The sequence below is a fragment of the Mesorhizobium sp. KR9-304 genome, from assembly GCF_040049215.1.
Taxonomy (GTDB): Bacteria; Pseudomonadota; Alphaproteobacteria; order Rhizobiales; family Rhizobiaceae; genus Mesorhizobium_K.
In genome coordinates this window covers 347,309-374,134 of record NZ_JBDZDN010000002.1, presented here as the reverse complement: position 1 = coordinate 374,134, position 26,826 = coordinate 347,309, and the positions used below count along the sequence as shown (strand labels likewise).

Annotated in this window: 26 protein-coding genes; 15 read left to right on the top strand and 11 right to left on the bottom strand. The window is 64.5% G+C overall.

Translation table 11 applies throughout. The features are described 5' to 3' along the window. The first annotated feature begins 6 nt into the window (after positions 1-6). From ABLE71_RS14055 to ABLE71_RS14035, 5 genes are all read left to right on the top strand, one after another. A complete protein-coding gene (locus tag ABLE71_RS14055; protein WP_348784059.1) occupies positions 7-564 on the top strand; it encodes a hypothetical protein in 558 nt (185 codons plus the stop codon). A 168-nt stretch (positions 565-732) separates the two neighbouring features. Continuing rightward, the gene (locus tag ABLE71_RS14050; protein ID WP_348784058.1) at positions 733-1,215 is read left to right on the top strand and encodes a hypothetical protein; all 483 of its coding nucleotides are present in this window, start codon (positions 733-735) and stop codon (positions 1,213-1,215) included. 592 nt (positions 1,216-1,807) lie between these two features. Then, positions 1,808-2,419 (top strand): LysE family translocator, encoded by a 612-nt coding sequence (locus ABLE71_RS14045; RefSeq protein WP_348784057.1) that lies wholly within the window; start codon positions 1,808-1,810, stop codon positions 2,417-2,419. Between the two features lies 1 nt (position 2,420). Beyond that, positions 2,421-2,846 carry a secondary thiamine-phosphate synthase enzyme YjbQ gene (locus ABLE71_RS14040; RefSeq protein ID WP_348784056.1) on the top strand — a complete coding sequence of 142 codons (426 nt, stop codon included), beginning with the start codon at positions 2,421-2,423 and terminating at the stop codon, positions 2,844-2,846. A 96-nt stretch (positions 2,847-2,942) separates the two neighbouring features. Beyond that, positions 2,943-3,230, top strand: coding sequence for an HlyU family transcriptional regulator (locus tag ABLE71_RS14035; RefSeq protein ID WP_348784055.1), 288 nt, complete (start codon positions 2,943-2,945; stop codon positions 3,228-3,230). A 67-nt stretch (positions 3,231-3,297) separates the two neighbouring features. Here ABLE71_RS14035 and ABLE71_RS14030 read toward each other — a convergent pair whose 3' ends face one another. After that, a complete protein-coding gene (locus ABLE71_RS14030) occupies positions 3,298-3,936 on the bottom strand; it encodes an FMN-dependent NADH-azoreductase (RefSeq protein ID WP_348784054.1) in 639 nt (212 codons plus the stop codon). A 108-nt stretch (positions 3,937-4,044) separates the two neighbouring features. Between ABLE71_RS14030 and ABLE71_RS14025 the strand changes: the two genes are divergently transcribed. Beyond that, a complete protein-coding gene (locus tag ABLE71_RS14025; protein ID WP_348784053.1) occupies positions 4,045-4,989 on the top strand; it encodes a LysR family transcriptional regulator in 945 nt (314 codons plus the stop codon). Between the two features lie 28 nt (positions 4,990-5,017). On the opposite strand, the gene ABLE71_RS14020 is transcribed toward ABLE71_RS14025, so the two are convergent. Both ABLE71_RS14020 and ABLE71_RS14015 read right to left on the bottom strand, forming a co-directional pair. Continuing rightward, a complete protein-coding gene (locus ABLE71_RS14020) occupies positions 5,018-5,641 on the bottom strand; it encodes an SRPBCC family protein (RefSeq protein WP_348784052.1) in 624 nt (207 codons plus the stop codon). A gap of 108 nt (positions 5,642-5,749) precedes the next feature. Further along, a complete protein-coding gene (locus ABLE71_RS14015; protein ID WP_348784051.1) occupies positions 5,750-6,361 on the bottom strand; it encodes a TIGR00730 family Rossman fold protein in 612 nt (203 codons plus the stop codon). Positions 6,362-6,483: 122 nt separating this feature from the next. Here ABLE71_RS14015 and ABLE71_RS14010 point away from each other — a divergent pair, with 122 nt between their 5' ends. The 6 genes from ABLE71_RS14010 (at position 6,484) to pssA (ending at position 12,989) form a co-directional block, all read left to right on the top strand. Continuing rightward, positions 6,484-8,574, top strand: a complete 2,091-nt coding sequence (locus ABLE71_RS14010) for a LysM peptidoglycan-binding domain-containing protein (protein ID WP_348784050.1) — start codon at positions 6,484-6,486, stop codon at positions 8,572-8,574. Positions 8,575-8,627: 53 nt separating this feature from the next. Continuing rightward, positions 8,628-8,951, top strand: coding sequence for a metalloregulator ArsR/SmtB family transcription factor (locus ABLE71_RS14005; protein ID WP_348784049.1), 324 nt, complete (start codon positions 8,628-8,630; stop codon positions 8,949-8,951). Positions 8,952-9,051: 100 nt separating this feature from the next. Further along, complete coding sequence (locus ABLE71_RS14000) at positions 9,052-10,878, top strand: ABC transporter ATP-binding protein/permease (protein WP_348784485.1); 1,827 nt, start codon at positions 9,052-9,054, stop codon at positions 10,876-10,878. Positions 10,879-10,982: 104 nt separating this feature from the next. Further along, entirely contained in the window at positions 10,983-11,345 is a 363-nt protein-coding gene (locus ABLE71_RS13995; RefSeq protein ID WP_348784048.1) for an antibiotic biosynthesis monooxygenase, read from the top strand. Positions 11,346-11,454: 109 nt separating this feature from the next. Beyond that, positions 11,455-12,153: a phosphatidylserine decarboxylase gene (locus tag ABLE71_RS13990; RefSeq protein WP_348784047.1), complete on the top strand. Its 699-nt coding sequence runs from the start codon at positions 11,455-11,457 to the stop codon at positions 12,151-12,153. Then, positions 12,153-12,989, top strand: coding sequence for a CDP-diacylglycerol--serine O-phosphatidyltransferase (gene pssA / locus ABLE71_RS13985; protein ID WP_348784046.1), 837 nt, complete (start codon positions 12,153-12,155; stop codon positions 12,987-12,989). The genes ABLE71_RS13990 and pssA overlap by 1 nt, the downstream gene beginning before the upstream one ends. Here pssA and ABLE71_RS13980 read toward each other — a convergent pair. Then, positions 12,986-15,217 (bottom strand): AMP-binding protein, encoded by a 2,232-nt coding sequence (locus tag ABLE71_RS13980; RefSeq protein ID WP_348784045.1) that lies wholly within the window; start codon positions 15,215-15,217, stop codon positions 12,986-12,988. The two genes, pssA and ABLE71_RS13980, sit on opposite strands and share 4 nt — an antisense overlap. A 732-nt stretch (positions 15,218-15,949) precedes the next feature. Between ABLE71_RS13980 and ABLE71_RS13975 the strand changes: the two genes are divergently transcribed. Both ABLE71_RS13975 and ABLE71_RS13970 read left to right on the top strand, forming a co-directional pair. Continuing rightward, entirely contained in the window at positions 15,950-16,477 is a 528-nt protein-coding gene (locus tag ABLE71_RS13975; RefSeq protein ID WP_348784044.1) for an OsmC family protein, read from the top strand. Positions 16,478-16,650: 173 nt separating this feature from the next. Next, entirely contained in the window at positions 16,651-17,361 is a 711-nt protein-coding gene (locus ABLE71_RS13970; RefSeq protein WP_348784043.1) for an HAD family hydrolase, read from the top strand. A 54-nt stretch (positions 17,362-17,415) separates the two neighbouring features. On the opposite strand, the gene ABLE71_RS13965 is transcribed toward ABLE71_RS13970, so the two are convergent. Then, complete coding sequence (locus ABLE71_RS13965; protein WP_348784042.1) at positions 17,416-18,192, bottom strand: SDR family NAD(P)-dependent oxidoreductase; 777 nt, start codon at positions 18,190-18,192, stop codon at positions 17,416-17,418. Positions 18,193-18,371: 179 nt separating this feature from the next. Here ABLE71_RS13965 and ABLE71_RS13960 point away from each other — a divergent pair, with 179 nt between their 5' ends. Beyond that, entirely contained in the window at positions 18,372-18,776 is a 405-nt protein-coding gene (locus tag ABLE71_RS13960) for a DoxX family protein (RefSeq protein WP_348784041.1), read from the top strand. A 27-nt stretch (positions 18,777-18,803) separates the two neighbouring features. On the opposite strand, the gene purF is transcribed toward ABLE71_RS13960, so the two are convergent. The 6 genes from purF to ABLE71_RS13930 form a co-directional block, all read right to left on the bottom strand. Continuing rightward, positions 18,804-20,267 (bottom strand): amidophosphoribosyltransferase, encoded by a 1,464-nt coding sequence (gene purF, locus ABLE71_RS13955; RefSeq protein ID WP_348784040.1) that lies wholly within the window; start codon positions 20,265-20,267, stop codon positions 18,804-18,806. A gap of 85 nt (positions 20,268-20,352) precedes the next feature. Further along, entirely contained in the window at positions 20,353-21,042 is a 690-nt protein-coding gene (locus tag ABLE71_RS13950; RefSeq protein WP_348784039.1) for a CvpA family protein, read from the bottom strand. 26 nt (positions 21,043-21,068) lie between these two features. Beyond that, the gene (gene radA / locus ABLE71_RS13945; RefSeq protein WP_348784038.1) at positions 21,069-22,472 is read right to left on the bottom strand and encodes a DNA repair protein RadA; all 1,404 of its coding nucleotides are present in this window, start codon (positions 22,470-22,472) and stop codon (positions 21,069-21,071) included. Next, positions 22,472-23,125, bottom strand: coding sequence for a hypothetical protein (locus ABLE71_RS13940; protein WP_348784037.1), 654 nt, complete (start codon positions 23,123-23,125; stop codon positions 22,472-22,474). The genes radA and ABLE71_RS13940 overlap by 1 nt, the downstream gene beginning before the upstream one ends. Continuing rightward, positions 23,118-24,608, bottom strand: coding sequence for a replicative DNA helicase (locus ABLE71_RS13935; protein ID WP_348784036.1), 1,491 nt, complete (start codon positions 24,606-24,608; stop codon positions 23,118-23,120). Before ABLE71_RS13935 ends, ABLE71_RS13940 begins: the two co-directional genes overlap by 8 nt. A gap of 356 nt (positions 24,609-24,964) precedes the next feature. Continuing rightward, complete coding sequence (locus tag ABLE71_RS13930; RefSeq protein ID WP_348784035.1) at positions 24,965-26,686, bottom strand: caspase family protein; 1,722 nt, start codon at positions 26,684-26,686, stop codon at positions 24,965-24,967. Positions 26,687-26,826: the final 140 nt, after the last annotated feature.

The window sequence follows — 26,826 nt, the reverse complement described above, 5'->3', positions numbered from 1 at the left end:
CCTGAATTGGTCCTGGACTTCCTGCGCAGCTTTACGCTGAGCGCGCTCGGGCTTCTCCTTGTTTTCAGCGGTCTGGGCTACGCGGCCTCCGCCCTGCTGTTCAGGGCGCCTGCACAGACCTTCCACCTTCGCGGCGCGAACTTCACCATCCCGGATGGATGGTCGTGCGAGAAGGAAGATACAGAGGTCATCTGTGGCAAGCCGACGAGCAAGCGCGATGCCCTGATCATCACCACCACGAAGACGATCGGCGTGATCGACACGCTGGAGCGCTACCGGGAGCACCTCGGCACGCCGCAACCTATAACCTACAATGACGGAAGCGCCGGCATGTCCGAGGTCCGCTATGTGAGGACGGAACTCTATGGCGGCCGGGCATGGGTCGACGGGATGCACCACGGCTCCGAGGTTCCAAACTATGACACCCGTTACCTTGCCACGGTGGCCGGCCCGACGGCCATTCTCATTACCTTTTCGTGCAAGGCCGACGTCTGTGAATCCTACAAGTCGCTGGTCGACGCCTTTGTCGGTTCCCTCGACCCGCGCGACACGAGTGCCCTGTGAGGACATCCAGGACAGAGGGGTCGGTTCGAGGCGCCCCATGAGGCATTTACCCCCCCCAATCCCTTCCGGCCACGTTGGACGTCGTCGCACGTTCTGGACAACGTACTCGTCACGATAACCCCGCTGTAGGTGCGCCAAGATGGCCGATGAAACACAGTCCTCGGCGGCATGGCCTGGGCGACGTCGCAACTCATCTTCCAGCCGCCTCTCACCAGGCTCTTTGGCCGCGGGTTTAGTTTCGAGATTCCGTCAGGCTGGGAGTGTTTCCGCGAGCGGACCCGCACCGATTGCCTCAAGGTCGCCGACGAGGCGGAAAACGCGTATCTTGTCGCGCTCGTCCTCACCGCCCGCGACGGTTCCGACCCCACCGCGGGATGGTTGGAGCAGCTGCGGTTGCCTTTCACGAAACAGGCCGAGGGGACCGAAATCAAATCGACGATCGTTCATGCGGGAACGAGTTCGATCGATGGGCATGAGTGGGTGGATGGAACCCACGACAACATGATTGCAATCGGCAAAAGATCCCGTGTGCTGGCGACGACTAACGGGATGCACATGATCGTTATCGTCCTATCCTGCGCTTTCGACAGTTGCGACAGCGTGCAGCCGACTTTCCAGACGATCGTCCGGTCGATAAACGTATCGCCGTAGCCGGCCATGGCATGGCCATTGCGGCAACCGCTCGGAGGGGTCGCCGCCCACTACTGCACGGCTATTGCGATGACCGCCTCCGCGTGGATAGACATGCCAGGCAACCCGTTGATTTCATTCGACCGCGAAAATATTTCGCGCCTGTTTCTCCACGCAGATCAATGCTGCGCGATACTTGGCCATCGCTCTCGCGGGAACCTGGTGCGCACCGGGTATCAGGGAGGGTGGCGGCGCCGGATCGGTCGCGCTAACGGTGGCGCGGCTGGGTGATGAGCCCTGAGGTCCGGGCCCTGACCGAGGTCGCGCGGTGAAAGAATTCGCTGCGTCCCCTCCAGGTAGGGCAAGAACGCCGGCGGGGCACGGGAGACCGCGCCACGTACTAACAATTGAGAGGCTCGGCCCCGTGCCCCGCTTCCCGACTCCTCCTTTGCCAAGGCAGGGAGCGTTCTTTGAAAACGGCCAGACGCTTCGGCGGGCGTGGCGACGGTGAAACGCGACCACTTCTATCGAAGGCAAGCGCGCGACCGTGGGCCGCCGGTCGGCCGCGGACCCCGGACTTGACGCCAGCGGCGAGGAATGGCTTGCTCGGTATATGAGCATCGAATTCCTCCTCACCACCCTGATCATCGTCGCATCGCCCGGAACCGGCGTCGTCTATACGTTGGCGGCCGGCCTGTCGCGGGGATGGCGCGCCAGCGTGCTTGCCGCTTTCGCCTGCACGCTCGGCATCGTGCCGCATCTCATCGCCGCGCTGACCGGGCTTGCAGCGCTGCTCCACGCCAGCGCACTCGCCTTCGAGATCGTGAAATATCTGGGCGTCGCCTATCTGCTCTACATGGCCTGGCAATCGCTGCGCGAGAACGGCGCGCTGAAGGTCGAGGCGGGCGCCGACCAGCGCTCGGCGCTGAGGATCGTCATCGACGGCGTGCTGGTGAATATCCTCAACCCAAAGCTCTCGATCTTCTTTGTCGCCTTCCTGCCGCAGTTCATATCGCCCGGCGAACCGCACCAGTTGCTCAGAATGCTGGAGCTGTCCGGCGTGTTCATGGCGGCGACCTTCGTCATCTTCGCGCTCTACGGCGTGTTTGCCGCCGCCATGCGCGACCGGGTGGTCGGCAGCCCGTCGGTCATGGCCTGGATGCGGCGCACCTTCGCGGCAGCCTTCGTCATGCTGGGGGCGAGGCTGGCGTTGACCGAGCGCTAGAGTGGCTTGGCAAGAGAAGCTCGTCGTCCCGACCAAGGGGCAGGGGCTCTACGAATTCACCGAAAAGGTCGAGGTCTTCGTCCGCGACGCCGGCATCGACATCGGGCTGCTGACGGCCTTCGTCCGGCACACGTCGTGCTCGCTGCTCATCCAGGAAAACGCCGATCCTGACGTACGCCGCGATCTCGATGCCTTCTTCAGACGGCTCGTGCCGCCGGCCAACGATCCTGCGATGCGCTATCTCGTGCACCGTAGCGAGGGCGCCGACGACATGCCGGCGCACATCAAGGCGGCGCTCACGGCGACTTCGCTCTCGATCCCGGTGACCGGCGGCCGCCTGGCGCTCGGCGCCTGGCAGGGCATCTATCTTTTCGAGCACCGCGACGCGCCGCACCGGCGAGAGATTCTGCTACATCTTGGCGACTAGCCCCTGCTTTCAACCGCAGGGTCGAGCCTGCGCGGTCATCTCGACGCGCGCGAGGGAACGCTCTAACTTGAGGGGACAACAGAGGGCGGGAGCGCGATGTCATTCCTGAAACGTCTTTTCGGCGGCGGCGGCTCGGACGAGGGCGCTGCCGGCAAGCCTGCCAAGCAGATCGAGCACAAAGGCTTCACGATCGCCGCCACTCCCTACAAGAATGACGGGCAGTACCAGACCTGCGGCGTAGTCTCGAAGGAGATCGGCGGCGTTCTGAAGGAGCACCGTTTCGTCCGTGCCGACCGCTTTGCCGGCCTCGACGATGCCGTCGACGTGTCGCTCCGCAAGGGCCAGCAGATCGTAGACGAGCAGGGCGAGCGTATTTTCGACTAACGGGCAATGCACGAACGAGACAGGCGCCGGATCCGGCGCCTGCCTCTTTGTTGTCAGGCTGCAGCTTTCAGGCGGCTGCGGCGACGTCTACCGGCTTGGCAGCCAGCGCCTCTATGCGGGCGGTTGCCTTGTCGAGCGCGGCGGCTGTCGCTTCCGGCCCCATGCCGACGCCTTCGACGCGGATGACCACGACATCGGTCATGCCCAGGAAGCTAAGTACGCTGCGCAAATAGGGGATGGCGTGATCCATCTGTACCGCTGCCCCCTCGGAATAGACGCCGCCCGAAGCCAGCACGACATAGACCTTCTTGCCGGTCACCAGGCCTTTCGGGCCGTTCTCGCCATAGGAGAAGCTCTTGCCCGCGCGGGAGATGTGGTCGATCCAGGATTTCAGCGTCGAGGAGATGCCGAAATTGATGAAGCCGGTGGCGAGAATCACCGTGTCGGCGGCGAACAGTTCGTCCAGAGCGCTGTCGGAGACGGCCACCACCTCGGCCTGGCGCGGCGTGCGCGCATCGGCCGGCGTGTAGATGCCGGTCGAGTAATCGGCATCGATATGCGGCAGCGGATTGGCGACGAGGTCCCTTACCACGAGCGTAGAAGCAGGGTTCGCTTCGCGCAGCTTGGCGGCGAGTTCGGTGGCGACGCGCGTCGAATGCGACGCCGCACCGCGCGGGCTGGAGGTGACGAGAAGAATGGAAGACATTGGCTTAACTCCGGGGACGGGGTTGATGTTGCCGCCAATGTGGGTGTTCCAATCCATTCGAAAAACTGGTATATTCTCTATTCAATCCATCCGCAAATTAGATAGATCATGCAACCCAACCCAACCCTCGATCAATTGCAGGTCCTTGTCGCCGTTGCCGACACCGGCAGCTTCTCGGCCGCCGGGCGCAAGCTCAACCGGGCGCAGTCGGTGATAAGCTACGCCATCGCCAATCTGGAGGCGCAGCTCGGGCTGAGGCTGTTCGAGCGGGAAGGCACGCGCGAACCCACGCTTACGACCGAAGGCAAGGCGATGCTCACTGACGCGCGCCGCATGGTCGGCGTGCTGAGCGACATCCGCGCCCGCGCCGAGGGGTTGACGCGGGGATTGGAAGCGGAGTTGGTCATAGCGGTCGACGTCACGACGCCATCGCCGGCGCTGACCACGGTGCTTGCGGCATTCGAGGCGGAATTTCCATCGGTCGGTCTCAGGCTGAATGTTGGCACTCTAGGCATCGTCTCGGAGCAGTTGCTGAGCCATGGAGCCAATCTGAGTATCGGCGGCCAGCCTGTGGCGATCAGCGACGAGCTTGTGGCTGTGCGCATCGGCGACGCGTCGATGACGCCCGTGGCCGCACCCCGCCATCCGTTGGCGGCCTACAAGGGCAGGGTGCCGCTATCGGTGGTGCGCGAGCACATCCAGCTCGTCATCTCCGACGTGTCGCAAATGACCAAGGGCAAGGATTTCGGCGTCTTCGCCTATCGTACCTGGCGCATGACCGACATGTCGATCAAGCGCGATCTTATCCTGTCCGGCCTAGGCTGGGGTGGCCTGCCGACCTGGATGATCTTGGAAGACGTGGCGGCGGGACGGCTCGCGGTGCTCGATCTCGAGCCCTATCCGGAGCGGCCTTATCAGCTGCATGCCTTCTATCGGGCCGACTCGCCGCCCGGACCTGCCGCAAGCTGGCTGATCGAGCGGTTCAAGCAGGAACTGCTGAAGGTTTGTTCGACCTTGCCGGTCGTTCCGCAGCGCGGCGCCAGCGCGGCCTGAGGCGGACCGGCAGGTAGTCAGCTAGGCATCACTGCGCCGCTGGCTGCTCCGGCGCCGGTGCAGCCGGTTCGGGCGCGGCGGTTTCGGGCGTGACCGGTTCGGGTGCGGCTGGCTCCGGGGCCGGCTTCTCCGCTGCTACCTTCAGCTTGGCGAGGCCTTTTTCGTAGTCGGCGCCGATCCAGCGGTCGAACATCAGGCCGAACCACTTTGCCGGGATGCCTTCGAGATCGGCCTTGAAGCCCCAGGTCGCCTTGGTGCCTGATGTCGAGGGCACGAGATCCCACGTCGCGATCGATTTACCCCGCATGCCGAAATCGAGCGCGAGCTCCACGAAATTCGGCGGCTCGTATTTGATGATCGTCTGCGAGCCGCTGCCGACATCGTCATTATCCGACGTCCAGTTCATCTCCTGGCCGGTGCCGCTCTCCGGCCCCTCGAACGTATATTTGATGTTGGGATCGAGATCCGCCCAGGGTGAGAACTCGTTGAATCGTCTCAGATCGCCGACGATGGCGAACACCTTGTCGGGGGGCGCGGCGATCTCGATCGAACGGGTCACGACCGCTCGGGCGGGAAGCAGGAACGATCCGCCGACTATGATGATGGCGATTGCCGCGATCAGGTAGAAAAGCCATTTCAGGACGGTCAGCATGCCTGCTCCTCCTTGGGCCCGGCTGTCGTACAGCCGCTTTCGGAGGATTGCCGCCGCCTTACCGCGCGTCAAGCCACGACTGTGGGCGACGCCGGCTCAGCAGCCCTTTCACATCTTGTCGATAACCGACTGTACGCCCTCGGTGGGCGCGCCGTCGGTCGAACCGGCGACGAGGATTGCCGGCACGATAGCCTCCGCGGTGTCGACGACCAGCGGGCTGACAAGGTGGCCGGTGTGGATGAAACCCTCATCCCGCATGTGGTCGAGCAAGGCCAGCATCGGGTTCCAGAACCCGCCGACATTGCCGAAGACGATCGGCTTGCGGTGATGGCCGAGCTGCGCCCAGGTCATGATCTCGACGATTTCCTCGACCGTGCCGATACCGCCCGGCAGTGCCACAAAGGCGTCGGATTTCTCGAACATCATGTGTTTGCGCTGGTGCATGTTCTCCGTGACGACGAGGTCGTCGAGGCGCTGCAGCGCGGCTTCAGTGGCCTCCTTGGTCATCAGGAAGCGTGGAATGATACCGGTAACCCTGCCACCGGCGCGCAGCGCGCCATCGGCGACCGCGCCCATGATCCCCTTGCCGCCGCCGCCATAAATCAGCTCGAGGCCGGCCTTGGCGATGGTGCGTCCGAGCACATGGCCGGCCTTTAGGTAGAGTTCGTCCTTGCCAGGCGACGAACCGCAGTAAACGCAGACGGATCGAATCGTGTTCATGCAACTGATTGGTGATTTTAGACGTAGTCAGGTCAAGACCTTATAAGGGTCTTTTCTTGTCGCTCCGGGCGAAACAGGTTAGACCCGCACAAGGGGGCGAGGATCGGTCCTTGGGGCAGCGAATGGCAGTTACGACGAACAAGGCAGTGCTTTTTCTTTTAGGTGGCGTCGCCGCGGCGGCGGTGGTTGCCTATGGGGCAGGCATGTTCGGTCCGCCCAGGCAGCCGGAAACGATCGCAGCACTTCCCGAGGCCGGCCCGACGGATCACAAGGACGCCCGGCTGCCTGGCGGGGATCAGCCCGCGACTGCACTTCAGCCGCCGACGCAGCCCTCCGCTCCCGAATCCTCCACGCCCGCCGCGCCAGAGACCACTCCGACCGCGCCCGCCGCTCCCGAGAGCGCAGGCAAACCGTCCGTCGTGCCGCCTAGCTTCGACGTGGTGCGTGTCGAGGGCGACGGCTCGATCGTGATCGCCGGCATGGCCGCGCCCAGTGCGAAGGTCGACCTCCTGGTCGGCTCCAATGTGATCGGCAGCGCGACCGCCGGCGTCGACGGCACGTTCGCCGTCGTTCTCGACGACCCGCTGAAGCCCGGCGACTACCAGATCGTTCTGCGCGCCACCGCCCCTGACAACGTTGTCGCGATGTCGGTCGAGACGGCGGTCGTGTCGGTGCCCGAAACGCCTGACGGTCAGGTGCTGGCGCTGGTCGAGGAGCCCGGCAAGCCGTCGCACATGATCACGCTGCCCGCGCCGCAAGCACCCGCCGCTGCGGCTGCGAAGCTGCCGGAAGCGGCTGCGCCGCCGGCAACACAGACGCCGCCGGCAGTCGAGACCCCGGCCGCGGCGGAGCCAAAGCCGGAAGGCGAGATGCAGGCCGCCTTGCCTAAGCACTCCGAGCCGGCGCCGTCGTCTGCGACGCCGGCTCCCGCAGGACCGTCGATCAGAGTGGAAGCCGTCGAGATCGACGGCCGCAAGATATTCGTGGCCGGCACCGCCGAACCCGGGCGCATCGTACGTGGCTACGCCAACGAGATTCTGCTCGGGGATGCAAAAGCCTCGCCCGACGGAAGCTATCTGATCGAGGCCGAGCGCGACCTGCCGGTCGGCGACTATATCATCCGCGTCGATTCGCTGGAGCCGGACGGCGTCAAGGTCGCCGCCCGGGCTGCGGTGCCGTTCGAGCGCGAGCCCGGCGAGACGATCGCGGCGGTCGCGGCGCCTGCGCCGCCAGCTGCGGAAGCGCCGGCCGCCGCATCGGCGGACCCCTCGACCGATTCGGCCGCGGCGCCGGAAGCTCCAGCCCCAACGACAGAAGCTCCCGCCGCGGCCACTGAGGCGCCGGCTTCTGCCGCGCCGCCCGCCGCCGCTCAGACTCCAGCTGCGCAGCCTGCGGCTGGCGTTGAATCTCCTGCTGCTGCTCCGGCTGCTCCGGCCCAGATATCTCCCACGCCGGAGACCCCTGCTGCGGTCGCCGAGGCGCCCGCCACGCTGACGCCGCCAGCCGGCGGCGGGGCCGACACGCCAGTGCCGGCAACGGAAGCACCTGCTGCGGCAGACGCATCAGGTTCGGTACCCGGCGCAACCGCACCGGCTGCGGGGCTGCCAGCCGCGGCTTCTGTGACGCCTCCGACCGCCGAAGCACCGGCAGCCACCGCAGAAGCGCCGGCTACCCAGGCGCCTGCTGCAAGCGCGCAGCCGGGTGCAGCCGAGTCGCCGGCCGCCGGGCAACCCGCTACCGCCGAGGCTCCTGTGGCCGAAGCACCTGAAGCGCCGGCCACAGTGACGCCACCAGTCGCGACTGCGCCTCCCGCCGATGCGGCTACCGCCACCGATGCGCCCGAGGCCGCCCCGCCCGCCGCTGCGGAGGCAGAAACCGATATCGCCGCAGCACCCGCGCAAGACGGCGCTCTTCCCGCGCCGCCGGCGGCCGGCGTCAGCGAAGTGCTCGCGCCAAAGCTGCAGTCGGCCGGCGGTGCGGTCATCATCCGCCGCGGCGACACGCTGTGGCGCATCTCGCGGCGCGTTTATGGGCGCGGCGTGCGCTACTCGACGATCTACCTCGCCAACCAGTCGCAGATCGAGGATCCTGACCGCATCTGGCCGGGGCAGGTGTTCAAGGTTCCGAAGAAGTCTGACGACGGCAAGGCCGATGCCGACTACTCGACCCTCGGCAACCGCCTGACGACGGCGCCGGAACAAGGAACGGAGTAGATTTTTCTCATTCGCTTGCTCCAAAAGCTTTCATCGTCTATCGTCGATAAACGATGAATCAACCGAGCCCTAACCTTTCTAACCTCCCGGACAGCCGCTCTCGCCGGCTTGCGGCGGGGTTCGCTGCTCTGTCGCATCCGGCGCGCATAGAGATCGTGCGGCATCTCGCGCAGCAGGAATCTTGCTGCTGCGGCGACGTCGTGCAGAAATTCGACCTCGCCCAGTCGACGGTCTCGCAGCATCTCAAGATACTCGTCGAGGCGGGGCTGGTCACATTCGAACCGGACCGCCGCCGCTCGCGTTACCGCCTCGACCGTGATGCGCTGTCGGGCCTATCGGACCAGGTCTCGACCCTCGTCAACTCCTGCTGCCGCTGATCTGCACAACGATATAAGGCACGCCACATTGGCCACCCAGCAATCCGTTTCCGGCGATTCCGGCTCGACCTTCAGCGCGCTCAAGAGCCTCTGGCCCTACATGTGGCCGCCGGACCGGCGTGACCTGAAGCTGCGCCTCGTCTGGGCGACGGTGCTTCTGGTTGTCGCCAAGTTGGTGCTGGTTGCGGTGCCCTATTTCTTCAAATGGGCAACCGACGCGCTGGCCGGCGATCACGCCGCTGCGCCGCCGCTGCCGGATTTCCTGCTCGCGCCGGTGATGCTGGTCGTCGCGTACAATGTCGTCAGGATCGTGCAACTCGGCTTCAACCAGCTGCGGGACGCGCTGTTCGCGCGGGTAGGCCAGCATGCGGTGCGCCAGCTCGCCTTCCGCACCTTCGTCCACATGCACGAGCTGTCGCTGCGCTTCCACCTCGAGCGCCGTACCGGCGGCCTGTCGCGCATCATCGAGCGCGGCACCAAGGGTATCGAGACGATCGTGCGCTTCACCATGCTCGCGACCGCGCCGACCATCCTCGAATTCGCGCTGACCGCCGGCATCTTCGCCTTCGCCTACGGCTGGGTCTACGTGGCGGTGATCGCCGTCACCGTGTGGCTCTATGTCTGGTTCACGGTGAAGATCAGCGACTGGCGCATCACCATCCGCCGGGAAATGAACGACAGCGACACCGACGCCAGCACCAAGGCGATCGACTCGCTGCTCAATTACGAGACGGTGAAGTATTTCAACAACGAGGCGATGGAGGCCGAACGCTTCGACCGTTCGATGGCGCGATACGAAAAGGCCGCCACCATGACGTGGGTGTCGATCGGCTGGCTGAACTTCGGCCAAGGCCTCATCTTCGGCGCAGGCATGACCGTCATCATGGTGTTATCCGCCCGCGAGGTGATGGCCGGAACGCATACGGTTGGCGACTTTGTCTTCGTCAACGCCATGCTCATGCAGTTGTCCCAGCCGTTGAACTTCATCGGCATGATTTACCGCGAGATCCGCCAAGGCCTAACCGACATCGAAAAGATGTTCGACTTGCTCGGCATAAGGCGCGAGGTGGTCGACAGGCTAAGCTCGCAGCCGCTTGTCGTTAACGAGGGCAGTGTCGAGTTCCGCGACGTGCATTTTTCCTACGATCCGGCGCGAGCAATACTGAAGGGCGTCAGTTTCGAGGTGCCGGCCGGCAGGACGGTTGCGATCGTCGGGCCTTCGGGCGCGGGCAAGTCGACCGTCTCGCGTCTGCTCTTCCGCTTCTACGACATTCAGTCGGGAGGGATCCTGATCGACGGTCAGGACATCCGAGACGTGACCCAGGAAAGCCTGCGCGCGGCGATCGGAATGGTTCCCCAGGATACCGTGCTGTTTAACGACACCATCGCCTATAACATCCGCTACGGCCGCGTGAGCGCGCCTCCCGAAGAGGTGAAGAGGGCGGCCGAACTGGCCCAGATTGGCTCATTCATCGAGCGCTTGCCCGATGGATACGAGACCATGGTCGGCGAGCGCGGCCTGAAACTCTCTGGCGGCGAAAAGCAGCGCGTGGCTATCGCCCGCACCATCCTCAAGGCGCCGCCGATCCTGATTCTCGACGAGGCGACCTCGGCGCTGGACTCGCATACCGAGCAGGAGATCAAGGCCGCCCTCGACCTCGTCAGCACGGGCCGGACTACCATTGTGATCGCGCACCGGCTCTCGACGATCGTGTCGGCTGACGAGATCATCGTCTTGAAGGATGGTCAAATCGTCGAGCGCGGCCGGCATGCCCAACTGCTTGCCGAGCGCGGCCTCTACGCCTCGATGTGGGACCGCCAGCGCGAGGCCTCCGAAGCCGAGGAACGGCTGCGCCTCGCGCGCGAGGAGGACGAGGACGGAGTCATCGTGCGCCGCCGCACGCCCGAGGTCGCGCCGGGCGAGTAGCTGCGTGAATCCCTTGACCTCAACTTAGATTGAGGTCGGAGAAATCCAGTCTCGAATCCGCCACCGGTTGGTCGGTCGGAGATTCGTGGATTGGAGAAGGCCAAATGAGTTTTTCGAATCAAGGGCATACGGGCGAAAGGGTCTATCGGCTGGACAGGTTCGTCGTGCCGGTCACGGCGTGCCAGGAATTCCTGATACGCGTCGGCCAAACCCACGAGATTCTCCGCCGGCAGGCAGGCTTCCTGCAGGATTTCCTGCTCGAAAGCCCCGGCGAGGACGGCGCGACCATTGTCGTTACCATGGTCGAATGGGACAGCCGGGAGACCGTCGACCGTGTCGTGCCGATCGTTCAGGCCGCGCATCGCGAGATGGGTTTCAGTCCGAAGGAGACGATAGCGCGGCTCGGCATCACGGCCGAGATCGGCATCTACCAGGCGATCGAGCGGCGCGGTCTTGCGGCGGCGTGACGGCTCGCCGCGGCGTGGAACCATTGTCGCGTTGCGGGGGGTGGCCGTTTCCGCTAATCAGGCGCCAGCCCTGAAACGGAGCGTGCTCCCGCACGATGAACCCCGCGCAATGAGTCTCGTCGATACCGTCAGGAACGCGTTCGTTCCCATACACAAGGAGGGATACCCGTTCATCGGCGCCTTTGGCGTGGTCACGCTGCTCCTCGGCCTGTTCTCGACCAACCTGTTCTGGATCGGGCTCATCCTGACGGCCTGGTGCGCCTATTTCTTCCGCGATCCGGTGCGCGTAACGCCGACCGACGACCGGCTGGTCATCAGCCCGGCCGACGGCGTCGTGTCTTCGGTTGGGCCTGGCATTCCGCCGCGCGAGCTCGGACTCGGTTCGGGCGAGATGACCCGAATCTCCGTCTTCATGAACGTGTTTTCCTGCCATGTGAATCGCGCGCCGGTGCGCGGCAGGATTACAAAAATCGAGCACCGGCCAGGAAAGTTCCTCAACGCGGAACTCGACAAGGCGAGCGAGGAAAACGAGCGGAACGGCCTTGTGATCGAGAGCCCCAACGGCGTCGTCGCTGCCGTGCAGGTTGCCGGGCTGGTCGCCCGGCGCATCGTGTGTTGGGCCGAGACCGGCGGCAACATCGCCATCGGCGAGCGTTTCGGCCTCATTCGCTTCGGCTCGCGCGTCGACGTCTTCCTACCCAAGACCGTGACGGCGCGCGTCGCCGTCGGCCAGACGGCGGTGGCCGGCGAGACTGTCATCGCGGAGTTCGGCGGCCCGGCGGCGACGCCGCTGGTTCGCATCGACTGATGGGATTCAAACCTTTCCCACCGCATGGGGGGAGCGGACCGCGCATCCGCGAGATTCCGCTGCGCATGGTTCTGCCCAACCTGGTCACCGTGCTGGCGATCTGCGCCGGGCTGTCCGGCATCAGGCTGGCCTTCGAAGCCCGCTTCGAGACGGCCGTCGCGATGGTGCTTTTTGCTGCCTTCCTCGACGGCATAGACGGGAGGCTTGCGCGCATGATGAAGGCCACGTCGAAGTTTGGCGCGCAGATGGATTCGCTCGCCGACATCGTCAATTTCGGCGTCGCGCCGGCATTGGTGCTCTACGCTTTCATGCTCGATCGCGCGGGTTCGCCCGGCTGGATCGCGGCGCTGCTCTTCGCAATCGCCTGCGGCTTGCGCCTCGCACGCTTCAACGTGCTCGACGAGGACCTCGAGCGCCCTGCCTGGCAGAGCGAGTATTTCGTCGGTGTGCCGGCGCCGGCCGGCGCCGTTCTCGTGATGCTGCCGATCTATCTCGCTTTCATCGGAGCCTACGAACCGAGCCGAATGGCGGCCTTCGTGGCGAGCGGCTTCACCATCCTCGCCGCCTTTCTTCTCGTCAGCCGCATCCCGGTCTATTCGGGCAAGAAGCTGAGAGTGGCGCGCGACCGGGTCATGCCCCTGATCCTCGTCGTCGCGCTGTTTCTCCTGCTGCTGTTCAGCTATCCGTGGCAGACGCTGTCGGCAGGCGTGCTCGCCTATCTGCTCTTTCTTCCGCTTTCGGCGCGCGCCTATCTCAGGCGAACGCAGATCGAGGAGGCCAAGGCCGCCGACGCGCCGGTCGCGGACGACAAGCCCGGCGAGACACCGGAGATCTAAGCCGCTAGGCTCAGGCCGAGGCTTTCCATCGCCATGCGCCGAGCCGACACATAGTCGGTCTTGCCGGAGCCGAGCACCGGTATCTCCTTAACCTTGACGATGTCGCCGGGCACCATGATCTCGGCGGCGCCGGCCTGCTTGCCGTAGCGGCGCAGTGCCTCCGGCTCGGCTTCGTCGGCCGTGGTGACCAGCACGATGCGCTCGCCGCGCCGCTTGTCCGGCACCGAAACGGCGGCGTGGCTGTCCTCCGGCCAGAGCGCCTTCACCAGCATCTCGACCGCGCCGAGCGAGATCATCTCGCCGGCGATCTTGGCGAAGCGTTTTGCCCGCCCACAGACGGTGATGAAGCCTTCGCGATCGACCGAAACGATGTCGCCCGTGTCGAGCCATTCGCCCTCGAGCGCGTGCAGTTCGCCCAGGCGTTCCGAACTGATGTATCCCATCATGCGGTTCGGCCCGGAAATCAGCAGCCGCCCGCCTTCGGAGATGCCCTCGACAGGCTCGATCCTCATGCGCATGCCGGGCAGGAGCCGGCCGACCGTGCCGTCGCGGCTGTGCGCGGCCGTGTTGACCGCCACGACGGGCGCAGCCTCCGTCAGGCCGTAGCCCTCGACGATCTCGGCGCCGAACCGTTCGCGCCAGGTTTTTCGCGTTTCCGGTTTCACCGCCTCGGCGCCGGCGACGACAAAGCGCAGGCTCGAAAAATCGTCGTCCTTGGCCGTGCGCGCATAGGCGGCGAGGAAAGTGTCGGTGCCGAACATCACCGTCGGCCGGATTTTGCGGGCGATCTCGGGAACGATCTTGTAGTGCAGCGGCGAGGGGTAGAGGAACAACTGCACGCCGTTGACGAGCGGCAGGATAGTGCCTCCGGTCAGTCCGAAAGAATGGAAAACAGGCAGCACGTTGAGCAGTTTGTCCGTGGGCGAGAAGGAGATGCGCGCTTCCGCCTGCATGACATTGGCGAGCAGGCTCCTGTTTGAGAGCACGGCGGCCTTAGGCGCGCCCTCGGACCCGGAAGTGAACAGGATGACCGCCGGCTTGTCCGCACCCTGCCGGTGGAGCGCAAAGCGCCAGAGCAGCGCGGCCATGAGCTTCTCGAAGATGCCAACGCCGGCGCGGATGTCCTCCAGCCAGAGCAGCTTGGCCCCGCCTTTTTCCACAGCCTCGACAATGTCGGCGAGACTTGCTTTCTCGACGAAGGCTTTCGATGACACGACGGTGCGGATATCAGCCGTCTTCACCGCCGCGGTCACGCTGGCCGGACCCGCGGTGTAGTTCATCATCGCGGCGATGCGGCCGGCGGAGGCAAGGCCAAGCAGTGACAGCACGACGCCGTTGGTGTTGGGCAGGAGCACGCCGACCGCCTCGCCCGGGCGGGTGATGGCCTCAAAGCGCCGGCCTAGCACGCGCGCGCCGATGAGCAGCTTGCGGTAACTCAGCGCGCCGGTCACGACGTCCTCGACGATCGGCTTCGACGGTCCAAACAGCTTGGCGCCGTCGCGCACCGCCTCGAACAGGCTGCGGTCGAGGCCGGCGCCTTGAAGCCGCGCTTCGGCCAGGCGGTCGAACAGCGCGTTGGATGCGGTGATCACCGACGATCCGCCGGCGCGTTCGACAAGCTCCGTAATTGTCATCGGCGCGAGCGCCATGATCGAAAGCTTCTGGAACCAGTGGCGCGGCGCTTTTTTCGCGGGCGTCAGCGAGAAGGGCAGGAAACGCCCGCCGGAGACGAAGACGGGCACAACCCTTGCGTCGGCCTGGAGCGCGATGCGGGCGACGGCGCGAAACAGACGGAAGGATTTGGTGTCAGGCTCGACACTATCAGGCAGATAAACCGCGAGCCGTCCCTTGCCCTTGAGCACGCGCACCAGCCGGCGGCTGACAAAAATATGCTGTGCGTTGAAGGTGATCGTGCGGGCCAACTCGCGCCACGGTTCGAGCCAGATCGATGTCGCCGAACGCTCATCGAGGATATGCAGCGTCTGCTCCGGCAGAAGCGACAGCATCAGCGCCGGGTCGAGCTTCGACTGATGCCAAACGATGTAGATGACGGGAGCATCGACCTTTGCAGCCGCCGCGATCCGCGTGTCGCCGATTCTGTAGACGAGTTTCAGCGGAGCGTAGAGGAATGCCTGCCGAAAACCGATGCCCAACCGGAACGACAATGCAATGGCGGCCAAGACCCAAAGGGCAAGCAGGCCTAGCAGTATGGAACCGGACAGGATCATGCCGCTTCTCCCTATCCCCCGCGCGGTTCTTGGCGTCCGCGTCGGCATGAACGTAGCGGAACGGAGACGGAGGTCAATTGCCTGTCCGGTTTCGGGACACATGAGAAGCGTCGGGTTTCCTGTGCCGAGCCTGACAATACTGTTCGTCCGTTGGGAGAGCAATGTGTGGTGCAGTGAGGTGAGGCCAAGTTTTGCCGTTGCCACGCCCCGTTTCCGGTTTGGCCGTTTCAAAGAACGCTCTTCGCCGCCGGGAAGAGAAGTCGGGAAGCGGGGCACGGGGCCGAGCCTCTCAATTATAGTTACGTGGCGCGGTCTCCCGTGCCCCGCCGGCGTTCTTGCCCTACCTGGAGGGGACGCAGCGAATTCTTTCACCGCGCGACCTCGGTCAGGGCCCGGACCTCAGGGCTCATCACCCAGCCGCGCCACCGTTAGCGCGACCGATCCGGCGCCGACGCCCTCCCTGATACCCGGTGCGCACCAGGTTCCCGCGAGAGCGATGGCAAAAGTATCGCCTGAGTGGAGGCGGCGTGGAGAAACAGAGCCGAATTATTTCCCGGTTTGAACGAAATCAACGGGTTGTTCGGAGAGGCTATCCAAGCCGGAGACCTCCACACCTCGGTGATGACATCCGTCTGAACCTGATCATTGCCCTGACACACGGGTGCGCCGGACCATGTTTCCTCGTCTACTGTCAGTGCCTATAGTGACGCACTAAACAATGCGAGGTTCTCGATGGATTCCGCCACGCTGAAGGCTACGCAGGCGCCGCTGAAGGACGCCTACCGCAACGACGCCGGCAAGGCGCTGATCACGCTGCGCGCCAAAGGCTCGGTTGATGACGCCAAGATCGCCTGCAAGGTCGAGACCGGCAGGGCGATCGCGGAAGCCGGGCTGCATCCGGCAACCGGCGGCAGCGGCATGGAGCTTTGCTCCGGCGACATGCTGCTCGAAGCGCTTGTCGCCTGCGCCGGCGTGACGCTGAAGGCGGTCGCGACCGCGCTGGAGTTCCGGCTGGACGGCGCGGCGGTCGAGGCCGAGGGCGACCTCGACTTTCGCGGTACGCTCGGCGTTGCCAAGGATGCGCCGGTCGGCTTTCGCGCCATCCGGCTCAACTTCAAGCTTGAAACCGACGAACCGCAGGAGCGTATCGACTCGCTGATAAAGCTGACCGAGCGCTACTGCGTCGTGTTCCAGACGCTGAACACGCGGCCGGAACTGCGAGTTGCCGTGGACGCGGAGCGCCCGGTCGCCAAGATGTGACCGCTCTGTGCGACGACGGTCGGGTCACCCCACCCGGCCCTTCGGGCCGCTCTCCCCCATCGAGGGGAGCGCGAGGGCACGTCCCCGCCGGCCGTTATCGACCCGCGCCCGGCCAGCATCCGGTTGAAATGCGAGATAGGGCAGGGCAGAACGTCCGCCAGGAGGATCAGGACATGCCGGCCTCGCGCCTCACCACGATCGGCTTCGACGCCGACGACACGCTCTGGCAGAACGAACGGTTCTACCAGACGACGCAGGCGCATTTCCTGGAGTTGCTCAAGGACTACGCCGACCCCAACGAGTTGCCCGACCGGCTGCTCCAGGTGATGCTGCGCAACGTCGGCCACTACGGATTCGGCATCAAGAGTTTCACCCTCTCCATGGTCGAAACGGCGGTCGAGGTGACCGAGGGCAGGGCGCCTGGCACGGTGATCGCGGAGATCCTCGCGGCCGGGCGCGAGATGGCAGCGCATCCCGTCGAGACGCTGCCGCATGCCCGCGAGACGCTTGAAGCGCTGGCGGACAAATACCGGCTGGTGCTGATCACCAAGGGCGATCTGTTCGACCAGGAGCGCAAGATCGCGCAATCGGGTCTCGGCGAACTGTTCGAGGCTGTCGAGATCGTCAGCGACAAGAACCGCTCGACCTATGAGCGCGTTTTCGGTCGCCACGGCGACGGGCCGGAAAGGAGCATGATGATCGGCAATTCGCTGAAGTCCGACGTGTTGCCGGCAATCGAGGCAGGAAGCTGGGGCGTCTATGTCCCGCACGATTTGACCTGGGCCTACGAGCACGCGGATGCGCCCGCCAGCGAGGCGCGGTTCAGGCAGGTCGCCGATCTCGGCGAGGTCGCCCCGCTGATCGACGAGATCGAGCGGGGCTAGGCAATTCCAGCAAAGACGCCGTCGGGTTTCGCTTCCGGGGTTGCGAGTGCCAGCCTATTCCGGCAGGCGGTGGGAGACGAAGCGGCCGGTCTTGACCTGGTAGATCTTGCCGGTCTCCGTCAGCGCCGGATCGACGAGCCGCATGATATGCCCGGCGGGCTCGGAGGGATGCGGCAGCGTATCGGGGTTCTCGCCAGGCATCGCCTGGGCGCGCATGGCGGTTCGCGTGCCGCCGGGGTCAAATGCGTTGACGCGGAGCGCCATGTTGCGCGTCTCGTCGGCCCATGAGCGCATCAGCGCCTCGACGGCAGCCTTGGAGGCCGCATAGGGCGCCCAGAAGGCCCGGCCGGCATGAGCGGCGCTGGATGTCACCACGACGGCGCGGCCGGCTTCGGAAAAGCGAAGCAGCGGGTCGACCGAGCGGATCAGGCGCCAGGTCCCGGTGACGTTGACCGCCATCACCTTTTCGAAGGTCTTCGCCTCGACATGGCCGATCGGCGAAATGACGCCGAGCACGCCGGCATTGGCGACCAGAAGGTCGAGCTTCTTCCAGCGGTCGTGGATCGCCCCGCCGAGCCGGTCGATAGCAGGCATGTCGGTCAGATCGAGCGGCACCAGCGTCGCTTCGCCCTTGCCTGATCTGGCGCGCTCGGCCTTGATCTCGTCGTCGAGTTCCTCCAGCCCGCCGACCGTGCGCGCCACCGCCACCACATGCGCGCCCGCCGCGGCCAGCCGCTTGGCGATGAAATAGCCGATGCCGCGCGAGGCGCCGGTGACCAGGGCGATGCGGCCTGTGAGGTCGGGAATTGTGAGGTCTGGGGCAGGGGTCATCTGGTCATCCCGATCTGGCGAGGCCTGAGGCCGCACCAGATAGGACGAATCCGCGTCAGGCGAAACCCTGCCGGCGTATCCTGCTTGCCATTCCGGCAACTGCTCGAATTTTTTGAACGGCCATGTCGAAACGGCCCGACGCCGTTCGTCATTTGAGAAAGCATCTGATGGAGAGACAGATGGGCAGAACCGTTGCAATCCTGATCGCCCGGCTGATTTTCGCCGGGCTCTTCGCCATGGCCGCGAGCTTCAAGTTCGCGGGCATGTCGGATACGGCCGCCTACATCGCGGCGGCCGGCTTCCCGTTTCCGCTGCTGCTCGCCTGGCTGGCGGCCATCTTCGAGGTCGCGCTGATGCTCGCCTTCCTGACCGGCGCCTTTTTCTCGGAGGCAGCGCTGCTCGCCGGGGTCTATGTGATCTTCCTCGCCTTCGCCTTTCACGGCCCGTCGCACTGGGAAGGCAACCAGGCCGAATTCGGCTTCTTCGTCGACCACTTCACCTTCCTGGCCGGGCTGTTTTACGCAGCGGTCCACGGCCCGGGAGACAAGTTCGCGATGCGCAAGGGTTTGATCTGGCGGAGCTAAGCCCGGCGGGCGGGCTGGCCGTGGGCATTACTGCCCGCCCGCCGCCAGGATCGACAGCGTGCGGACGTTGTCGGCGCCCTCATGATCGAGCAGCCGGGTCGGATACTCAGCGGTGAAGCAGGCGTCGCAATATTGCGGCTGGTCATTGTCGCGGCGAGCCTCGCCGACCGCGCGGTAGAGCCCGTCGATCGACAGGAAGCCCAGCGAATCGACGCGAATGAACTCGGCCATCTCCTCGACCGACATGCGCGATGCGAGCAGCTTCGAGGTCTCCGGCGTGTCGACGCCATAGAAGCACGACGAGCGCGTCGGCGGCGAGGCGATGCGCATGTGGACTTCTTTCGCGCCGGCCTCGCGCACCATCTGTACGATCTTCTGCGAGGTGGTGCCGCGCACGATCGAGTCGTCGACCAGCACAACGCGCTTGCCCTCGATCATGCGGCGGTTGGCGTTGTGCTTCAGCTTGACGCCCATGTGGCGGATGGAATCGGTCGGCTGGATGAAGGTGCGGCCGACATAGTGGTTGCGGATGATGCCGAGTTCGAAGGGGATGCCCGCCTCCTGGCTGAAACCGATGGCGGCCGGCGTTCCCGAGTCCGGCACCGGCACGACGATGTCTGCCTCAACAGGGCTTTCGATCGCGAGTTCGGCGCCGATGCGTTTCCTGACGTCGTAGACGTTACGCCCCTCGACGGACGAATCCGGGCGGGCGAAATAGACATATTCGAAGACGCAGAAGCGCGACTTCTGCGGCTCGAACGGGAAATGGCTTTCGATACCCTTGGGCGTGACCACGACCATCTCGCCGGGCTTCAGGTCGCGCACGAAGCGCGCGCCGATGATGTCCAGCGCGCAGGTTTCGGAGGCCAGTATCCAGGCACCGTCGAGGTCGCCGAGCACCAGCGGGCGGATGCCCAGCGGATCGCGGCAGCCGATCATCTTTTTCGACGTCAGCGCGACCAGCGAGAAGGCGCCTTCGACCTGGCGCACCGCGTCGATGAAACGCGAATTGATGTCGCGCTCCTTGCTGAAGGCGACGAGGTGGAGAAGGGTCTCGGTGTCGGAGGTGGAGGAGAAGATCGCGCCCTGCTTCTGCAGCGCGCGCTGCACGGTCATGGCGTTGGTGAGATTGCCGTTGTGGGCGATCGCCAGCCCGCCTTCGGAGAGTTCCGCGAAAAGCGGCTGCACGTTGCGCAGGCCTGAGCCGCCGGTGGTGGCGTAGCGCGTGTGGCCGATGGCGCGGGTGCCCTTCAGCCGCTCGATTACTGCGGGCTTGGTGAAATTGTCTGAGATCAGGCCGACGTGGCGTTCAACATGGAACTGCGAGCCGTCATAGGAAACTATGCCGGCGGCCTCCTGACCGCGATGCTGCAGCGCGTGAAGTCCCAGCGTGACGATCGCGGCGGCATCCTGCCGGCCGAATATGCCGAACACGCCGCATTCATCGTGAAAATGATCGTCGGCCTCGGCCAGCAAGGGAGCGTCTGCCATCGGGCGTTCTCTCGTCAGAAAACCGACATATAGGGCAGCGCGGCCTTCCGCGCCACCATCACTCAATCACAGCCTTATTACCCGGTTACTCGGCAGGCGGCGCCGATTCGTCTGGGGCTTCGTCGGGCAGTATTTCGAGCGGCCCTTCCTGCGGCAATTCTTCGGGCATGGTTTCGGCCGGCGCTTCCGCCGGAGCCTGTTCCGTGGCCGGCGCTTCGGCCGGCGGCGGTTCCGTCGACGGCGCTTCCGGATCGGGCTCGGCTTCGCCGGGCGACAGGCGCTTCAGGATCGAGTTCTCGGGATCGTCGGGCAGCAGGCCTTCCAGCGTCGCGCCGATCGATTCGAGCAGGGGGCGCGACTTGGCGTTGGCGATCCAGGCAGGCGTGTTTGCGCCGACCAGCCAGTTGAAGAACAAGAGGCCGACCGCCACGACCAGGATGCCGCGCGCCGCGCCATAGAGGAAGCCGAGCGTGCGATCGAGCGCGCCGATGCGGGAATCGATGATCCAGTCGGCGATCTTCATGGTGATCAGCGTCACGACGATCAGCGCGATGACGAACACGACGCCGGCGGCCGCGACCATCGCGATCTGCTCGTTGTCGATGTAGGGCTGCACATAGGGCAGCACGAGCGGATAGAAGAAGAATGCCGCCGCCGCCGCCGCTAGCCATGACGCTATCGACAGGATTTCGCGCGACAGGCCGCGCACCATGGCCAGCATCGCCGAGACGAGGGTGAAGCCGACGAGAATTCCGTCAAGCAGCGTTATCGGCATTTAGCCCCACTCCATGATGACCGGCGTCACTCGATGTCTTCGGCGCGATTGCGCTTTGACCCGGCTATGCGAATCACAAGGTCGGTCAGCGTCCCCGGCTGGAAGGACTTCCCAGCCATCAAGCCTACCGGTTCTTCGCTCCCCTGCGGCAGAACCGCTTGCCCGAACCCCAGCTTCTCGGCCTCCTTGAGCCGTTGTTGCGCATGCGCGACCGGCCGTATGGCGCCCGAAAGGCTGATTTCGCCGAAATAGACGCAATCGGCGGGAAGGGCAAGTCCGGTCAGCGACGAGACAAGCGCCGCCGCCACCGCAAGATCGGCCGCCGGTTCCGAGATGCGGTAGCCGCCGGCGACGTTGAGATAGACATCATGGGTGGCGAAACGCACGCCGCAATGGGCCTCCAGAACGGCCAGAACCATGGCGAGCCGCGGCTGGTCCCAGCCGACGACGGCGCGGCGCGGCGTGCCGAGCGGCGAGGGCGCGACCAGCGCCTGGATCTCGACCAGCACCGGCCTTGTGCCTTCCATGCCGGCGAAAACCGCCGCGCCGGGCGCCTTGGCGTGGCGCTCGCCGAGGAACAGCTCGGACGGGTTGGAGACCTCGCGCAGGCCCTTGTCCGACATCTCGAAGACGCCGATCTCGTCGGTCGGCCCGAAACGGTTCTTCACCGCGCGCAGGATGCGGAAATGATGCCCGCCTTCGCCCTCGAAATAGAGCACGGCGTCAACCATGTGCTCGACGACGCGCGGGCCGGCGATCTGGCCTTCCTTGGTGACGTGGCCGACGAGAACAACGGCCGCACCTGTGGATTTCGCGTAGCGGATGACTGATTGCGCCGAGGCGCGGACCTGCGTGACCGTGCCGGGGGCCGAATCGGCGAGATCGGTCCACAGAGTCTGGATCGAATCGAGGATGACGAGATCGGGACGCCTGCCTTCCGAGATCGTGGCAAGGATGTCCTCGACATTGGTTTCCGCCGCCAGTTCGACCGGAGCGGCGGCGACGCCGAGCCTCTGGGCGCGCAGGCGCACCTGGGCCACCGCCTCTTCGCCCGAGACATAGACGACGCGATTGCCCCGTGAGGCGAGAGCCGCGGCGGCCTGCATCAAAAGCGTCGACTTGCCGATGCCGGGATCGCCACCGACAAGGATGGCGGAGCCGCGCACGAAGCCGCCGCCGGTCGCCCGGTCGAGTTCGGCGATCCCGCTTGCGATGCGCGGCGCATCCTCGATCTCGCCCGACAGCGAGGTCAGCTCGACCGCGCGGCCCTTGCGCGGGCTGCGCAGGCTTTGCGGCCCGGAGCCTATGCCGCCGGCCGTGCCTTCCTCGACCAGCGTGTTCCACTCGCCGCAGGCTTCGCATTTGCCGCCCCAGCGTGGGGTGACGTTGCCGCAGGACTGGCAGATGAACTGGATGCGGGACTTAGCCATTAGTGAAGCGGCCGCAAAAGATAGGCCTCTTTGTTTCGGTAAACTTCGAGCGCTTCGGCGAGGGTGTCGAAATAGGTCAACCGCTGCTCTGTCCTTCGCGCCCACACATGTCTAAGTGTCCAACACGCGCTACTGAACATGTTCGCTGCAACCCCTTCTTTATTTTCAACGATGTCCTCAAGTTTGACTGCGTCGAAAAGGGCGTCTAACGCGCGATCTATTGCAACTGACAGATCATACCGGGTGTGATCGTGCATCATGTGGAGTGCAGCGTTTAGCGCCGTACGTGAAGAATCATGGCGTTGCTCGTCCAGAACTCTTTCAAGCGCATCCTTCAGGTAGAATACGTGCCGTTCCTCGAAGATGTCCCAGATTGTGAACATACATGTGATCGCGGCGGCACGCGTATAGTCATTGACCTCGTCAGGCAAAAACCGTTCCACCAAGGCCACGTTACCCGCCGTCGGTTCGCTCGAAAGACAAAGCACGTATATCGCCGCGTGAGCTTCGGGATCGAAGACTGAGCCTGGCTTCGCGAGAAATGCGACGACCTGCTCACGCTCCTTCGTCGTAAGCTTGTGGTTCTTGTGCTTTATCTTATGGAACAGGTCACTGAAAGCCACGTCGCGCCCTTCGAGGATTCCACTACTCATACCTGTCCGGCAGGTGCGAATCCTCGGCGAGATCGAAGAAGCGAGTGAACTCGCCCTGGAAGCCGAGGCCGACGGTGCCGGTAGGGCCGTGGCGCTGCTTGGCGATGATGACCTCCGCCTTGCCGCGCGCCTCGTTCATGTCGGTTTCCCACTGCGTGTATTCGAGCGTGCCGGGCTTCGGCTCCTTGTTCCTGAGGTAATATTCCTCGCGATAGACGAACAGCACCACGTCGGCGTCCTGTTCGATCGAACCCGATTCACGGAGGTCGGAGAGCTGCGGGCGCTTGTCGTCGCGGCTCTCGACCTGACGCGACAACTGCGACAGCGCGACGATCGGCACGCTGAGTTCCTTGGCGAGCGCCTTCAGCCCGGTGGTGATTTCGGTGATTTCCTGGACGCGATTCTGCGCGGCGCGCTGCGACGTGCCCTGCATCAGCTGGATATAATCGATGACGATGACGTCGAGACCGCGCTGGCGCTTCAGCCGCCTTGCGCGGGCGGCAAGCTGCGCGATCGAGATGCCGCCGGTCTGGTCGATGAAGAGCGGTATCTTCTGCATCATCTGCGAACAGGCGACGAGCTTCTCGAAATCCGTCTCGGTGATCTCGCCGCGCCTGATCTTGGAAGAAGGGATTTCGGTCTGTTCCGAGATGATGCGGGTGGCAAGCTGCTCGGACGACATTTCGAGCGAGAAGAAGCCGATGACGCCGCCATTCGCGGCCTTGAACGAACCGTCGGCCTGCTGCGCCGGTTCATAGGACGAGGCGATGTTGAAGGCGATGTTGGTGGCGAGGGACGTCTTGCCCATGCCGGGGCGGCCCGCGATGATGATCAGGTCGGACGGCTGCAACCCGCCCATGCGCCGGTCGAGATCGCGCATTCCGCTGGCGATCCCGGACAGGTGCCCGTCGCGCATGAAGGCGGCGTTGGCCATGTCGACGGCGGTCTTCACCGCATCGGTGAAGCTCTCGAAGCCGCCATCGTAGCGGCCGGTCTCGGCAAGTTCGAACAGCCGCCGCTCGGCGTCCTCGATCTGGTCGGAGGGCGACATGTCCACCGGCGCGTCATAGGCGATGTTGACCATGTCCTCGCCGACCGTGATCAACGCGCGGCGCGTCGCGAGATCGTAAATGGCGCGGCCATAGTCGGCCGCGTTGATGACGTTGACGGCCTCCGACGCGAGACGGGCGAGGTAGTGAGCCACCGTCATGTCGCCGACCTTCTCGTCGGCCGGCAGGAAGGTCTTGATGGTTACCGGATTGGCCATCTTGCCCATGCGGATGAGCTCGGCCGAGACCTCGAAGATCTTACGGTGCAGCGGTTCGTAGAAATGCGCCGATTTCAGGAAGTCCGAGACGCGGTAGAAGGCGTCGTTGTTGACGAGCATCGCGCCGAGCAGCGCCTGCTCGGCCTCGATGTTGTTCGGCGCCTCGCGGTAGAGCGGTGTCTCCGCGACGGCGAATTTGCGCGCTGCCTCTGCCATGCTATTCCGATCCCCTGTCCGAGCCCTGCCGTATCAGAGTCGGCGGCGGAAACACCTTTCTTGTCTGCGCGTATCCCAATCTCCCCGCAGTCCACAGGTCGAATTTTCAATCCGCCGAATCTGGGTTGACTCGAATCGCGCAACGAAGGTTATCGCCTCGAGGGGAACAAAACAAGAATATGATGCACAAGGCGGCGGCATCGCCACACATTCACTGACAAGTTTTCCGGCTTCGTCACCGCCGACAACAGCTTTGATATCGATGGCGATCGAAGGCGCGAATTCGAGGCGGGAGCAGGTTTGCAGTATTCCTGGTGACATGAACCTGCACCGCGGAAATCCTGATCCCTATCGCCTCACTCCGCCGACGGCTTCGTTTCTTCCCATTTCGTCACGAGTTGTGGCTCGATGCGGAAGATGATGTCGCCTTCCTCGCCGGGGATGACGATCGTATCGCTCTGCGGCCTCACCGGCTTGTTCCCTTGCCGGCGATTGTAGCGGATTATGTCTTCACGCAGGAAGTCGCCGATCTGCCGGCCGGTGATCATGCCCTTGTCGCCGAGCTGTATCTTGCCGGACAACACATCGATCAACTTGGCGGTGAAGATGCTGTCCGCCGGCACCTCCTCGTTTTCCGACCCCGCGGTCAGGACGCGGCGTACCGGATTGGCGTGCAGATGCGCAGACCAGCCGTCGTCCTCGTCTTCGGAGCGTGTTTCGATCATGCGGATCGCCGCACCGGAGAAGCAGCTGTCGAATATCCACATCACATGCTTGGCATCGACCGTCTCCGACCATTCCTCGATGCGGCGCAGGTTGAGCGCGGTGTTGCGGAAAGGCGCCGCGGGGTTCATCGCCGGCGCATCGGCCGGCACGAACCATGCTGTCTTGCGGCCGAAGGTCTCGGTGGTCGCACCGTGGCCGGCCAAATAGATCAGAAGGCGCGCATTGGGCTTGGCGCCATGGCGGTTGATGAAGGATTCCAGAGCCGTCTCGAGTTCGTCGCCCGTCGGGTCGACAACCCGCTCCACTTCGAAACGATGCACCTCCTCGAGCACGCGGCCGAGCCTGTCGACGTCGTTCTTCACCGATGGCAGGTCGCGCCAGGCCTGCTTCTCCTGCACCTCGGCATAGTCGCTGACCCCGATCAGCAGAGCGAAGCTGCCGTCCTCGTAAGTCGGCGCATAAATGCCGGGCTCCTTTTCATAGAGCGCGACCGCAGCCCGGCTGCCGGGATCGTCCTCAGGCGCGTCGGAATCCTCGGAATAATTAAGGACGACGGGTTTGACGGAGTTGTCGATGTAAGCGGGAATCTGGCGACCTTGCGTCGCCTCCATGACGGCGTTCCTGACGGTTCGGAAAAGCGCTGACTGGTCGAGATTCTTTTGCGCAAGCGCGTTTGCTACGGCGGCCGCGAAAGGGCTGTTCTCGCCTTCGCCGTCCAGCGCCGTCTGGCCGGCCTCCGTGGCGAAAAGGATGGCGGTGCCGGCAACACCAGAGCCTTCGTCGGAATTCACCGGCGCCAATCCCCGTGTGAGGCCGCTCGTCAGGAACGGATTGTCGCGGCTGGCGTCGATCATGAAGAAGCTCATGCCGTTCTTGTTGGCCTCGACTGTCTGGTTGATCAGGTCCGACAGCGGAACGCTGTGGCTGAGCACACTCTCTTCGCTGTCGGTCGGCGCCTCTGCGCCAAGCACGTAGTCCACGCCCGCGACCTGCAGTCCTTGTCCGGCATAATACACCAGTGAAATTGTATCGCCGGAACGGGTGAGTGCGCGCGTATGCGACGTCATCGCATCCTTGAGTTCCACGCTCGTCGGGTCGAGGATGACCTGAGTATCGAAGCCGAGATCGATCAGCGTCTTGGCGATGAGTTTCGCGTCACTCCGGCTGTTCTTGAGCGATGGTGCGAAAGTGTATTCGCCGATGCCGATGACGAGGGCGAGCCTTGGCCTTGTGTCGGGCACGTAGCCGGTCGCGTTTTCAACGCGCAAGCCTGCCCAGGCGACCGACAGCGCCAGGCCGAGCCCGCAGAGCAGCACTGCGGCAAAACGGATGATCCCCAAGCCCAGAGCCATGCCGAAAGCCTACTCGCCACGGAACAGTGAAGCAATGCGGCAGGACCGAATTGTGGCCGCCCCGGTCTTGCGATGCGTTAAGCTTTCGGGAACAGCAATCCCGATCAAACGGGCAGTGCCGCATGCAGGCATAAGGCTCC